At 63.7% G+C, this 12470-nt stretch carries 8 protein-coding genes; 3 read left to right on the plus strand and 5 right to left on the minus strand.

Annotated elements, in window-relative coordinates; all coding sequences use genetic code 11:
• The 3 genes from addB to trxA all read left to right on the plus strand — a co-directional run bounded on the left by addB (window position 1) and on the right by trxA (window position 7149).
• Entirely contained in the window at window positions 1–3180 is a 3180-nt protein-coding gene (addB, locus tag C6558_RS29625) for a double-strand break repair protein AddB (RefSeq protein WP_025425337.1), read from the plus strand.
• The gene (gene addA, locus C6558_RS29630; protein ID WP_057217170.1) at window positions 3170–6739 is read left to right on the plus strand and encodes a double-strand break repair helicase AddA; all 3570 of its coding nucleotides are present in this window, start codon (window positions 3170–3172) and stop codon (window positions 6737–6739) included. The genes addB and addA overlap by 11 nt, the downstream gene beginning before the upstream one ends.
• Before the next feature lie 86 nt (window positions 6740–6825).
• A complete protein-coding gene (gene trxA, locus C6558_RS29635; protein WP_025425335.1) occupies window positions 6826–7149 on the plus strand; it encodes a thioredoxin in 324 nt (107 codons plus the stop codon).
• 236 nt (window positions 7150–7385) lie between these two features.
• Here the strand turns inward: trxA and C6558_RS29640 are convergent, their stop codons facing one another.
• Genes C6558_RS29640 through C6558_RS29660 form a run of 5 tightly spaced genes read right to left on the minus strand, consistent with a single transcriptional unit; the run spans window position 7386 to window position 12461 of the window.
• A complete protein-coding gene (locus C6558_RS29640; protein WP_025425334.1) occupies window positions 7386–8729 on the minus strand; it encodes a folylpolyglutamate synthase/dihydrofolate synthase family protein in 1344 nt (447 codons plus the stop codon).
• A gap of 27 nt (window positions 8730–8756) precedes the next feature.
• The gene (accD, locus tag C6558_RS29645; protein WP_025425333.1) at window positions 8757–9674 is read right to left on the minus strand and encodes an acetyl-CoA carboxylase, carboxyltransferase subunit beta; all 918 of its coding nucleotides are present in this window, start codon (window positions 9672–9674) and stop codon (window positions 8757–8759) included.
• A gap of 50 nt (window positions 9675–9724) precedes the next feature.
• On the minus strand, window positions 9725–10564 hold the full coding sequence (trpA, locus tag C6558_RS29650; protein WP_025425332.1) for a tryptophan synthase subunit alpha: 840 nt from the start codon (window positions 10562–10564) through the stop codon (window positions 9725–9727).
• Window positions 10565–10569: 5 nt separating this feature from the next.
• Window positions 10570–11790 carry a tryptophan synthase subunit beta gene (gene trpB / locus C6558_RS29655; protein WP_025425331.1) on the minus strand — a complete coding sequence of 407 codons (1221 nt, stop codon included), beginning with the start codon at window positions 11788–11790 and terminating at the stop codon, window positions 10570–10572.
• The gene (locus C6558_RS29660) at window positions 11787–12461 is read right to left on the minus strand and encodes a phosphoribosylanthranilate isomerase (protein ID WP_057217168.1); all 675 of its coding nucleotides are present in this window, start codon (window positions 12459–12461) and stop codon (window positions 11787–11789) included. Before C6558_RS29660 ends, trpB begins: the two co-directional genes overlap by 4 nt.
• Between the last annotated feature and the right edge of the window lie 9 nt (window positions 12462–12470).

Below are 12470 nucleotides of genomic sequence, written 5' to 3' on the forward strand. Positions count from 1 at the left end.
ATGTCCTATCGCGGAACCAACGTCTTTACGATTCCGCCGGGCCTGCCCTTCCTGAAGACACTTGCGCGCAAACTCTGCGACGGGACGCTGACGCCGGATTTTCGCTACGATCCCGCGGATCCGCTGCCGCTTGCCGGCGTGACGATTTTCGTCCCGACGCGTCGGTCCGCCCGCGTGCTGCGCTCCGAATTCGTCGATCTGCTCGGCGGCCGTTCGGCAATCCTGCCGACGATCCGGGCACTCGGCGAAACCGATGACGACAGCGGCTTCTTCGATGCGGAAGTGCCGGCGATCTTGGACCTGGCGCCGCCCCTTCCCGGCACCGCCCGCCTGATCGAACTTGGCCGGCTTATCCTTGCCTGGCGAAACCGCCTGCCGAAGGTGGTGCTCGACATTCACGCGGAAAGCCCACTGATCGCCCCCGCAAGCCCGGCGGACGCCATCTGGCTGGCGCGCAATCTGGCCGAACTCATCGATGCGATGGAGACGGAAGAACTCGACTGGGAGCAGCTCGACAGTCTCGATGCCGGCGAACATGCGCTGTGGTGGCAGCTGACGCTCGAGTTCCTGAAAATCGCCCGCACCTATTGGCCGGAGCGGCTGGAAGAACTCAAACAATCCTCGCCGGCACGACATCGCAACGCCATCCTGCAGGCCGAGACCCAGCGCATTGCCGCGGGCGCGCTTCAAGGGCCGATCGTCATTGCCGGTTCGACCGGCTCCATCCCGGCGACGGCCGCCCTGATTGCCGCGGTTCAGAAGCTGTCCAACGGCACGATCGTGCTGCCGGGGCTCGACCAGACGATGACCGACGCCGAATGGGGCATGATCGTCGGCGAGACCGTCACCGGCGGCAGATCCGATCCGGCCAGCCGCAGCCACCCGCAATACGGCTTTCACCGCCTGCTGCAACGCATGCAGGTGGAACGCCGCGATATCCCGACCCTCGACCAGGCCGATGCAGGGCTCATCGATCGCAGCGAAATCCTGTCGCATGCGCTTTTGCCCGCCAAGGCGACGAATGGCTGGACTGAAACCCGCAACGAACTTAAGCCCGAAACATTGCAACGGGCCTTTGGCGACGTCGCCCTGATCGAAACCGCCAATGAGCGCGAGGAGGCGACGGCGATCGCGATCGCACTGCGGCTGGCGCTTGAGGGAAGCGACGACAGCCAGGCGGCCCTGATCACCCCCGACCGCAATCTTGCGCGCCGTGTCGGCGCGGAGCTGGCACGTTTCGATATCGAGGCCGACGATTCCGCCGGCACGCCGCTCGCCTCTACGCCTGCCGGCACGCTGATGCGGCTTCTGCTGGAGGCAAGTCTCAGGCCCGGCGATCCGGTACCGTTGGTCGCTTTGTTCAAGCATCCCCTAGCCCGCTTCGGCCTGCCGCAGGCGGAGATGCGCCGCAGCGCCGATGTGCTGGAGCGCTTGGCGCTGCGCAGCGGCACCGATATCGCCGACATTTCGCTTCTGGTGCCGCTGCTCGAACAGGCAGCCGGCCATCACAGGACGGACCGCCATCCCCCGGAATGGCGGATCGGCATTACCGAGGACGACATTCTCGCCGCGAGGGGCCTCGCAGCGCGGGTAAAGGTGGCAACGGACCCACTCGCCGGCGCGCTGGTGCGGCGCAGCCATGGCCGCCGCCCCTTCTCCGAGATATTTACCTTTGCCGAATGGGCGACACGAACCGGCCAGGCGCTGGAGGCCGTCTGCGGCGACGAGCGCGCCGACCTCAGCGGTCTATGGTCCGGCGAGGCAGGCGAAGCCTTGGCGACGCTGCTGCGCGGCATCATCGAGACCGAAGGCCAGATGGATGCCGACGGACCGCAATGGTGCGACATCATGGAGGCGCTTGCCGCCAGTGAGGCGGTCAAGCCGCGCTCGATGCGCCACCCCCGCGTCTTCATCTTCGGCGCGCTGGAATCGCGCCTGCAGAGCATGGATCTCGTGGTGCTTGGCGGCATGAACGAAGGCAACTGGCCGGGGCAAACCGCCAATGATCCCTTCCTTTCCCGAACGATGAAAACCGGGATCGGCCTCGAGCCGCCCGAACGCCGCATCGGCCAGCTCGCCCACGACTTCCAGATGGCGTGCGGCACCCGCAAGCTGATCTTCACCCGCTCGATGCGCCAGGGATCGGCGCCGACCGTCGCATCGCGATGGCTGCAGCGGCTGCTGGCGCTGGGCGGCAAGCGGCTGGCAGAGAACCTGCGATCGAACGGCAGCGACTATCTCCTGTGGGCGCGGATGCTCGACAAGGGTGGGCGTCAGGCCTTGGCCGAGCGCCCGGCACCCAAGCCGCCGGTCGACCTGCAGCCACGCAAATATTCGTTCAGCGAAGTCTCGCGGCTTCGCCGCGATCCCTATTCGATCTACGCGCGCCGGATCCTGCGTCTGCATCCGCTCGACCCGTTCAATCGCGATCCGGGCGCGTCAGAACGCGGCACGCTCTATCACCGCATCGTCGATCGTTTCGTGCGCGGCGGCTTCGACATCCTGTCCGCGGCTGCAGAAGAGGCGATGGGCCGCCTGCTCAATGAAGCCTTCGACGAAGAACGGCTGCCCGCCCATATCGACACCATATGGCGGCCACGCTTTGCAGCGGTCGGCAAGGCGTTCGTCGCCTGGGAACGGGAGCGTGCGCGGTTTATCCGCAAGCCGTTGACCGAAGTTGCGGCATCGATGGAGATCGGGGTGGTGGATATTCGCCTGACGGGGATCGCCGACCGGCTCGACACGATGACCGACGGGACGGTGGAAATCATCGATTACAAGACCGGCTCCAGCCCGTCGATCAAGGAAGCCCGCGTGCTGCTCGATCCGCAGCTGGCGCTGGAAGCGGCAGCGCTGAAAGCCGGTGCGTTCAAGGGCATGGGTCCCGGCCACCCGCAATCGCTGCTCTATGTCCGGTTGAAGCCCGGCTCCCGCTTCAAGGTCGAGACCGTCAACAACGAAAACAGCCGCGCCAAGGAAACGAAATCGGCCGATCAGCTGGCGGACGACGCCCTGACTGAGCTTAGAAAGCTGCTGACCGCCCTGATGTCGGGCAGACATGGCTTTGCCTCACGACTGATCGTGCAGAAGGAACGCGACTACGGCGGTGAATACGACCATCTGGCCCGGGTTGCGGAATGGTCGACAGCCGACAGCGAGGATGACAGCGATGAGGGATGAAAGCGCCGGCCCCGACGAAAGGACGCCCGAAGCCTGGCTCGACTGGACGTCGCGCCGGCAGTCGCTCGCCTCCGATCCCGCTCGCTCCGCCTGGGTTTCAGCCAATGCCGGGTCGGGCAAGACCCACGTTCTGACGCAGCGCGTCATCCGGCTGCTGCTTGCGGGCTGCAGGCCTTCGGCCATTCTGTGCCTGACCTATACCAAGGCGGCGGCTTCGGAAATGTCGAACCGCGTGTTCGAACGCCTTGCCGAATGGGTGACGCTCGACGACGAGGCGCTGGAAAAGCGGATCGAAACCATCGAGGGCGAGTTGCCCTCGCGGCTGAAGCTCCAGGAGGCGCGGCGGCTGTTTGCGCGCGCGCTCGAAACGCCGGGTGGCCTGAAGATCCAGACCATCCACGCCTTCTGCGAGGCGCTGTTGCACCAGTTTCCGCTCGAGGCAAACGTTGCCGGGCATTTCTCGGTTCTCGACGACCGGGCGGCGGCCGTGCTGCTGGCAGACGCGCGCCGCGCCCTCTTGACCGCGACAACGGCTGACAGCGATGCACCGCTTGCCGATGCCTTTGCCACCGTGCTCGAGCTTGCCGACGACACCGGGCTTGAAAAACTGCTGGGTGCGATCGTCTCCAACCGCACGGCGATACAGGCATTTCTCGACCATGCTGACCTCCATGGCGGCGTCGCCGTGCAACTGCACGCGGCACTCAGGCTTGAACCTGAAGACAGCGTCGAGCGCATCCTCGAAAGCGTCTGGCCGCTTCCCGGCCTTAACGGCCCGGCCCTCGAACGCTACCTTGGATTGGCTGCCAGCGCCGGCGGCGCCAAGGTGCTCGATTTCGCCGAGGGGCTTCGCGCAACGGCCAAGCTTGTCGATCCGATGGCCCGATACGAGGGGCTGCAGGAGCTGTTCTTTACCGGCACCGGCAAGCCGCGCGCCGAATCGGCCTTCGTAAACAAGGCCATGCTCCAGGCCGCGCCGGATCTGATTGAGCTGGTCGAAGCCGCCCGCGATCATGTCATCGCCTGCGCCGACCGGCTGAGCATCATCCAGATGTACGAGGCGACACTCTCGGCGCTGACGCTCGCCGATCGGCTCAACAACGACTATGAAGCGCTGAAGCGCACCCGCAGCCAGCTCGACTTCGAGGACCTGATCAATCGCACCGCAAGCCTGTTTGCGCGCGGCGACGTCAGCGCCTGGGTTCACTACAAGCTGGACCAGGGCATCGACCATATCCTTGTCGACGAAGCCCAGGATACGAGCCCGACGCAATGGACGATCATCCAGGCGCTGGCGGCGGAATTCTTCTCGGGCGACAGTGCGCGCGGCAACGAGCGCACCATGTTTGCCGTCGGTGACGAGAAGCAATCGATCTACTCGTTCCAGGGCGCACGCCCCGAGCGTTTCTCGCGCGAAAGCATCGAGACCGAGCGGCGCGTGCGAGACGGCGGCAAGGCGTTCAGTCCGATCCGCCTGCAGCTCTCCTTCCGCTCCACCGTCGACGTGCTCTCCGCCGTCGATACCGTCTTTGCCAACCCGGCGCATGCGCGTGGGCTGAGCGCCCGGAACGAAGCGGTCGTGCACGCCTCGAACCGCATCGGCCATCCCGGCGCCGTCGACATCTGGGATGTGATCGCGGCCGAGCCGACGGCGACCGACGACGAATGGACGGCCCCCTTCGATGCCACGCCGGAAACGGCACCGGTCAACATTTTGGCACGGCGCATTGCCGCCGTACTCGATAGCTGGATCGGGCGCGAGACCATCATCGAAAAGGGCGTGCGCCGCGCCATGCGCCCGGGCGATGTCATCGTGCTCGTCCGGAAGCGCGACGCCTTTGTCAATGCGCTGACCCGCGCCCTGAAGCGGCGCAGCGACATCCCCGTCGCCGGTGCCGACCGGCTGGTTCTGACGAGCCATATCGCCATCCAGGACCTGCTGGCGCTCGGGCGCTTCATGCTGCTGCCGGAGGACGACCTGTCGCTCGCGGCGCTGTTAAAGAGCCCGCTGTTTAACCTCGACGAAGACATGCTTTTCGAACTCGCTGCCCGACGGGACGAAGGCGCTAGCCTCTGGCAGAGGCTGCAGGAATCCGGCGCCATCGAAGGCTCCCCACATGAGGGAACCGTCAAGGCGCTTCTTCGTTATGCCGCCCTTTCTCAACAATTGGCCCCGCATGATTTCTATGCCCGCGTGCTTGGCGTTCATGGTGGGCGCGCGGCGTTTCTCGCCCGGCTCGGCAGCGAAGTGAGCGACATTCTCGACGAGTTCCTGACCTTTGCGCTCGAACACGAAAGAAGCGGCCTGCCCGGCCTGCAGGCTTTCGTCTCGACGCTCGAAATCGAGGCGCCGACCGTCAAGCGCGAGCAGGACAAGGAGCGCGACGAAGTCCGGGTCATGACGGTGCATGCGGCCAAGGGGCTGGAGGCGCCGGTGGTGTTTCTGGTCGACGGCGGCGGCAAGCCTTTCAACTCCCAGCACGTGCCCGATCTTCGCTTCCTCGAGATGCCACTCGCCGATGGCTCGAGCTACCCGCTGCCCGTCTGGCGGGCGCCCGGTTCGGCTTCGAATTCACTCATCGCCGCCGACAGCGACCGGCTGAAGACGCTGGCCGAGGAAGAATACCGCCGGCTGCTTTATGTGGGCATGACCCGGGCTGCCGACCGGCTGGTCGTCTGCGGGTATCGCGGGCAGCGGCCAAGTGCGGACACTTGGCACGCCATCGTGCAGGCGAGCCTTTCGCAGGACGAGAATGGTCGCTGCACCCCTGTCACCTTCAAGGCGGGTGACGAAGAATGGCCAGGGCACTCCTGGCGGGAAACGCATGTGCCGCGCGAAGTGCCGTCAGGTGACGAGCTATCGGACCTCATGGCCCCCGCGAAGACCGGCCTGCCGATTGCTCTTTCGACGCCGCTGCCGCCGCCACGGCGGTTGCCGCGGCCGCTGAGCCCATCGGGCGTCGGCATTGCGGTCGATGAGGACGACGGCGACATGATCGTCAGCTCGGCGCTGTTTTCCGTGAAAACGCCAGCAAATTTCTCGATGCTGCGCGGCGCCATCCTGCACCGGCTGCTGCAGGTGCTGCCGTCGATCGCCCCGTCCGAGCGCCTGGCGGCGGCCGACCGATATCTCGCCCGCTCGGTGCCGCGTTGGCCCGAAACGCAACGCAAGCGCCTGCGTGATGCCGTCCTGCAGGTCCTCGATCATGGTGACCTGCGCGCGCTCTTTTCCGGCGCCAGCCGCGCAGAAGTCTCGGTCATGGGCACATTGAAGCTCGCAAACCGCGAATTTGCCGTTTCCGGCCGGATCGACCGGCTGTCGGTGGCGGATGGCGTCGTCACCATTGCCGACTTCAAGACCAATCGCAGCGTGCCCGCGTCAGCCGACAACGTCCCCGCCGCCTATAAAACCCAGCTTGCGATCTATCGCGAGCTGCTGCGGCCACTTTATCCCGCGCACCGCTTCCAGTGTGCGTTGATCTTCACCGAAGGCCCCGTCATCCACGTGCTCGAGGATGCGGCACTGGACAGGAGCCTTGAAGACCTCGCGACAAAGTGAGATACCCGATATTGAAAATCCAGTGGGACAGCCTCACATGAGACACAACATCTGGACACCGACATTTCGAACGCAAGGAGCAGCCGATGGCTACTGTAAAAGTCGATACATCCAATTTTCAGCAGGAAGTGCTGAACGCCGCCGAGCCGGTGGTTGTCGATTTCTGGGCTGAATGGTGCGGCCCGTGCAAGATGATCGCGCCGAGCCTTGAGGAAATCTCCAACGAGCTCGCCGGCAAGGTCAAGGTCGTGAAGCTGAACATCGACGAGAACCCGGAGCTGGCCGCGCAATACGGCGTGCGCTCGATCCCGACGCTTGCGATGTTCAAGGCCGGTGAAGTTGCCGACATCAAGGTTGGCGCTGCTCCGAAGACGGCCCTGACGTCCTGGATTTCGACTGCGGCCGCTTAAGGCCACCACATCGAAGTGACTTCAAAGCCCGGCTTGCCGGGCTTTTTTCTTGTCAAGAGCGTTTCCGATTTATGCGGAACCGCACAAACGCTCTATCTCTTTGTTTTTACGCATTTCCTGACGGAAAACCGCTTCGCACTTTTCCTGGAAATGCTCTAGAGGAAATTGCCCGGCTGCCAATTTTCGGGCGCCAGCGCAAATGGCGGCCTGTTGCGATCCTTGTCGCAGGCAACCGATCACTTCGGTGGCGTACCGTTATCGGCAAGCACGTCGCCGACGAGATAGAGCGAACCGCCGATCAGGATGCGTGGCGGCATCGGGTCTTCGTCGACGAGATTGGCGATGACGGTCAACGCTTCGGCCACCGATGACACGGCGGACGCCTCGAAGCCGACCGAGGCCGCGTCCTGCGCCAGGGCCACCGGATCCAGACCGGCATCGGAGCCACGAATCGGCACCGTGAAGACCTGTTCGGCCAGATCAAGGAAGGCGCGGAAGTAACCGAGCTGATCCTTGGTGCTGATCATGCCGATGATCAGGAACAGCGGGCGGGACTCCCGCTCCTCGAAATTCGCCATGGCTTCGGCGATCACCTGGCCGGCACCGGGATTGTGCCCGCCATCGACCCAGATTTCCGCATCCTGCGGGCCGTAGTGACCAAGCTTGCCACCGGCAAGACGCTGCAAGCGTCCGGGCCACTCGACGCCGGCGACACCGCGCTCGATGGCCGCATCCGGCACGTCGAAACCGGCGGCGCGGACGGCGCGGATGGCCGCGGCTGCATTGGCATACTGGTGACGGCCGGGCAGCTTCGGCAGGGGAAGGTCAGACAGACCCCGCTCGTCCTGATAGACAAGGCGGCCGAATTCCTCATGCGCCATGAAGTCCTGCCCGTAGACGGACATCGGGCAGCCGAGACGCTCGGCGGTCGAGGTCAGGACGTCGCGGACGCCTTCTTCTTCCTGCTGGCCGATGACGACGGAGCAGCCACGCTTCATGATGCCGGCTTTTTCCGCTGCGATCAGTTCGACCCGGTCGCCGAGATAGGCCTGGTGATCGAGCGAGATCGGCATGATCACGGAGACCGCAGGGCGGGTTATGACATTGGTCGCGTCGAAGCGGCCACCGAGACCGACCTCGATGATCGCGACATCTGCCGGGTGTTCGGCGAAAAGAACGAAGGTAACGGCGGTCAGGATTTCGAAGACGGTGATCTTCTCGCCGCCATTGGCTTCCGCGACGCGCCGAACCGCATCGGCAAGCACGGGATCGCTGACGAGCCTGCCCTTGCCACCCTTGACGCCAAGCCGATAGCGCTCGTGCCAGTTGACCAGATGCGGCGAGGTGTGGACGTGAACGCTCAAGCCCGCGGCTTCAAGCACCGCCCGCGAGAATGCGGTGACGGAGCCCTTGCCGTTAGTGCCGGCCACGTGAATGATCGGCGGCAGCCGATCCTGCGGATTGCCGAGCGCGGCCAGAAGCCGGGTTATCCTGTCCAACGACAGGTCGAAGCCTTTCGGATGCAAGGCAAGGAGTTTTTCGATCTCATAGCCTGCTTCGCTGGCTTCCACCGCTGTCATCTCGCCCTGCCCCGATAGGATCGTATGCTATGCGCTTGCCGCAACCGGCAAAGCCGCTGGTTCTGCACCGCCGCCGTTGAGTTTTACCGCATCGGCCGGCTTCTTCATCAGGATCTTCAGCACACGGGCCAGCGTCGAGGGAATGTCATGACGCTTGACCACCATGTCGACCATGCCGTGCTCCAGCAGGTATTCCGCGGTCTGGAAGCCTTCCGGCAGCTTTTCGCGCAGGGTCTGCTCGATCACGCGCTTGCCGGCAAAGCCGATTTCGGCGCCGGGTTCGGCCAGATGGACATCGCCAAGCATGGCGTAGGAGGCGGTTACACCACCGGTGGTCGGGTTCGTCAAAACGACGATATAGGGAAGGCCCGCTTCCTTGAGCATGTTGACCGCAACGGTCGTGCGCGGCAGCTGCATCAGCGACAGGATGCCTTCCTGCATGCGGGCGCCACCGGAGGCCGGGAAGATGACCAGCGGGCACTTCTCCGCAATCGCCTTCTCGAAGGCCTTCACGATCGCTTCGCCTGCGGCCATGCCGAGCGAACCGCCGATGAAGTTGAACTCATGCACGACGCCGACGAGCTTGACGCCCTGGACGCGGCCGACACCGGCCACGATCGTATCTTCCAGCTCGGTCTTGGCGCGACTGTCACGAAGGCGATCGGAGTATTTCTTGGAGTCGCGGAACTTCAACGGATCCTGCGCCACCTTGGGCTGCGGCAGGGCTTCATAGATGCCACCGTCGAACAGATCCTTCAGTCGCGCCTTGGCCGGCATCTTCATATGGAAGCCGGATTGCGGGATGACCCATTTGTTTTCCTCGAGATCGCGGTGATACACCATCTCGCCGGTTTCCGGGCACTTGATCCAGAGATTTTCCGGAACTTCCCTGCGGCCCAGCATCGAATTGATCTTCGGCCGAACGTAGTTTGTGATCCAGTTCACTTATAGACTCCTGAAGATTTTCTTCGGGTTGTGCGCGCTAATATAGGCAATTATTCGGCTGCTGCGAGCCGTGCGGACCGCACGCCAGCCGAAAGGCCCCTTACCAACGCTTCGACACCCGGTACCGTCGCGTCCGTTGCCCTGCCCTCTTCGGTCAGGCTCGACGCGATCTGATTGACGATCGCCGTACCGACGACGACGCCATCGGCGGAAGCACCAATGGCTCTTGCATGTTCCGCCGTCTTGACGCCGAAACCGACGCAAACGGGCAGTTTCGTATGGGCCTTGATGCGCTGAACGGCACCGGCAATCAACGACGGATCCGGCAGTGCCGAGCCGGTGATGCCGTTCATCGAGACGTAGTACACGAAGCCCGAGGTATTTTCGAGAACCTTCGGCAGACGACGGTCATCCGTCGTCGGCGTCGCCAGGCGAATGAAACTGATGCCCTTCTGCAAGGCGGGGATGCAGAGTTCATCGTCCATCTCCGGTGGCAGATCGACAACGATCAGGCCATCGATGCCTGCGTCCAAAGCATCCGTCAGGAAGCGATCGACGCCGTAGATGTAGATCGGATTGTAGTAGCCCATCAGCACGATCGGCGTGCGCTGGTCTTCCTCGCGGAAACGGCGAGCGATCTCCAGCGTCTTTGCCAGCGTCTGGCCGCCCTTCAGCGCGCGCTGGCCGGCAAGCTGGATCGCCGGTCCGTCGGCCATCGGGTCCGAAAACGGCATGCCGAGTTCAATGACGTCGGCACCGGCCTTCGGCAGCGCCTTCATGATGGAAAGGGACGTTTCGAAATCGGGGTCGCCACCCATGAAATAGGTGACAAGGACCGGACGTCCTTCCGACGCCACATCGGCGAACTTTCTGTCCATGCGTGCGGTCATGATCGTTATAGCCCCATACCCAGAATCTTGCCGACGGTGAAGATGTCCTTGTCGCCGCGACCGGAGAGATTCATCAGGATGATCTCGTCCTTGCCCATCTTCGGCGCACGCTTGATGACCTCGGCCAAGGCGTGCGAGGGCTCCAGCGCCGGGATGATGCCTTCAAGGCGGGTCAGCATCTGGAATGCCTCCAGCGCCTCGTGGTCCATGATCGGCACATATTCGACGCGGCCGACATCGTTGAGCCAGGAGTGTTCCGGGCCGATGCCGGGGTAGTCGAGGCCGGCCGAAATCGAGTGGCCTTCCTTGATCTGTCCGTCGCCGTCCTGCAGCAGATAGGTGCGGTTGCCGTGGAGCACGCCCGGCGAACCGGCCGTGATCGACGCGCAATGCTCGTCGCCGTCGAGCCCCTTGCCGCCAGCCTCGACGCCGACGATCTTCACGCCTTCGTCGTCAAGGAACGAGTGGAAGATGCCGATCGCATTGGAACCGCCGCCGACGGCAGCAATGACGAGATCGGGCAGCCGGCCTTCGGCCGCAAGCATCTGTTCCTTCGCCTCCTGGCCGATGACGGCCTGAAAGTCGCGGACCATTTCCGGATAGGGATGCGGACCGGCAGCCGTGCCGATCAGGTAATAGGTGTTGTCGACATTGGTAACCCAATCGCGCAGCGCCTCGTTCATCGCATCCTTGAGCGTGCCGTTGCCGGCGGTCACCGGCTTCACCTCGGCACCCAAAAGCTTCATGCGGAAGACGTTCGGCGCCTGACGCTCGACGTCGGTCGCGCCCATGTAGACGACGCAAGGCAGGCCGAAGCGGGCGGCGACGGTGGCCGAGGCCACGCCGTGCTGACCGGCGCCGGTTTCGGCGATGATGCGCGTCTTGCCCATGCGCTTGGCAAGCAGGATCTGGCCAATGCAATTGTTGATCTTGTGCGAACCGGTGTGGTTCAACTCTTCGCGCTTGAAGTAGATCTTGGCGCCGCCGAGTTCTGCGGTCAGCCGTTCGGCGAAATAGAGCGGGCTCGGGCGACCGATATAATGCGCGCCGAGATTGTCGAGTTCGGCCTTGAAGGCCGGATCGTTCTTTGCCTTGTCCCACTCGGCCTGCAGATCGAGGATCAACGGCATCAGGGTTTCAGCAACGAAGCGGCCACCGAAAATGCCGAAACGGCCGTCTTCGTCAGGGCCCGCCCGGAAGGAATTCAGTTTTGGCGCCTCGTTCACGTCTTGCTCCCTGACCGTGCCGTAACCGCCTCCGCCTGGCGAACGGCATCGAAAAACGATTCCATGAGCTTCAGATCCTTGACGCCCGGCGCGCTCTCGACGCCGGAGGAGGTATCGATGGCGCGGGCGCGCGTCTGCGCCAGGGCCTCACCGATGTTGTTCACGTTCAAACCACCGGAAAGCATGTAATCGACGCTGCCGTCAAGCGCATCGAGCAGCTTCCAGTCGAAGGAAACACCGTTGCCGCCGGGCAATTCCGATCCTGCTGGGGGCTTTGCATCGAAGAGAAAGCGGTCGGCGATCCCGATATAGGGCTCGACCTTTTTCAGATCGTCGGCGTCGCGGATCGACAGGGCCTTCATCACCGGAAGGCCGTAGACCGCCTTGACGGTGAGCACCCTGTCGGGCGTCTCGCTGCCATGCAGCTGCAGAATGTCCGGATTAAGCGCGGCGACGATTTCATCGAGATCGTCATTGTCGGCATTGACGGTCACGGCGACGATTTTCGCCTTGCCTCGGATTCTTTCCGCCAGGCGGCCAGCGTCATCGGGTTCCAGGTTGCGCGGGCTCTTGGCGAAAAAGATGAACCCCGTGTGCGTTGCGCCGAGCGCAACTGCGCGATCCACCGCTTCCGCGGTCTTCAGCCCGCATATCTTCACTTCGGTTTTCATGAGAAGCGA

Source organism: Ensifer sp. NM-2 (assembly GCF_003024455.1).
Classification (GTDB): domain Bacteria; phylum Pseudomonadota; class Alphaproteobacteria; order Rhizobiales; family Rhizobiaceae; genus Ensifer; species Ensifer canadensis.

Excerpts from the sequence above, each read along its gene's own strand:
- trxA (WP_025425335.1), top strand. The coding sequence starts at position 6,826 with ATGGCTACTGTAAAAGTCGATACATCCAATTTTCAGCAGGAAGTGCTG.
- C6558_RS29640 (WP_025425334.1), bottom strand. The coding sequence starts at position 8,729 with ATGACAGCGGTGGAAGCCAGCGAAGCAGGCTATGAGATCGAAAAACTC.
- trpA (WP_025425332.1), bottom strand. The coding sequence starts at position 10,564 with ATGACCGCACGCATGGACAGAAAGTTCGCCGATGTGGCGTCGGAAGGA.
- C6558_RS29660 (WP_057217168.1), bottom strand. The coding sequence starts at position 12,461 with ATGAAAACCGAAGTGAAGATATGCGGGCTGAAGACCGCGGAAGCGGTG.
- addB (WP_025425337.1), top strand. The coding sequence starts at position 1 with ATGTCCTATCGCGGAACCAACGTCTTTACGATTCCGCCGGGCCTGCCC.
- addA (WP_057217170.1), top strand. The coding sequence starts at position 3,170 with ATGAGGGATGAAAGCGCCGGCCCCGACGAAAGGACGCCCGAAGCCTGG.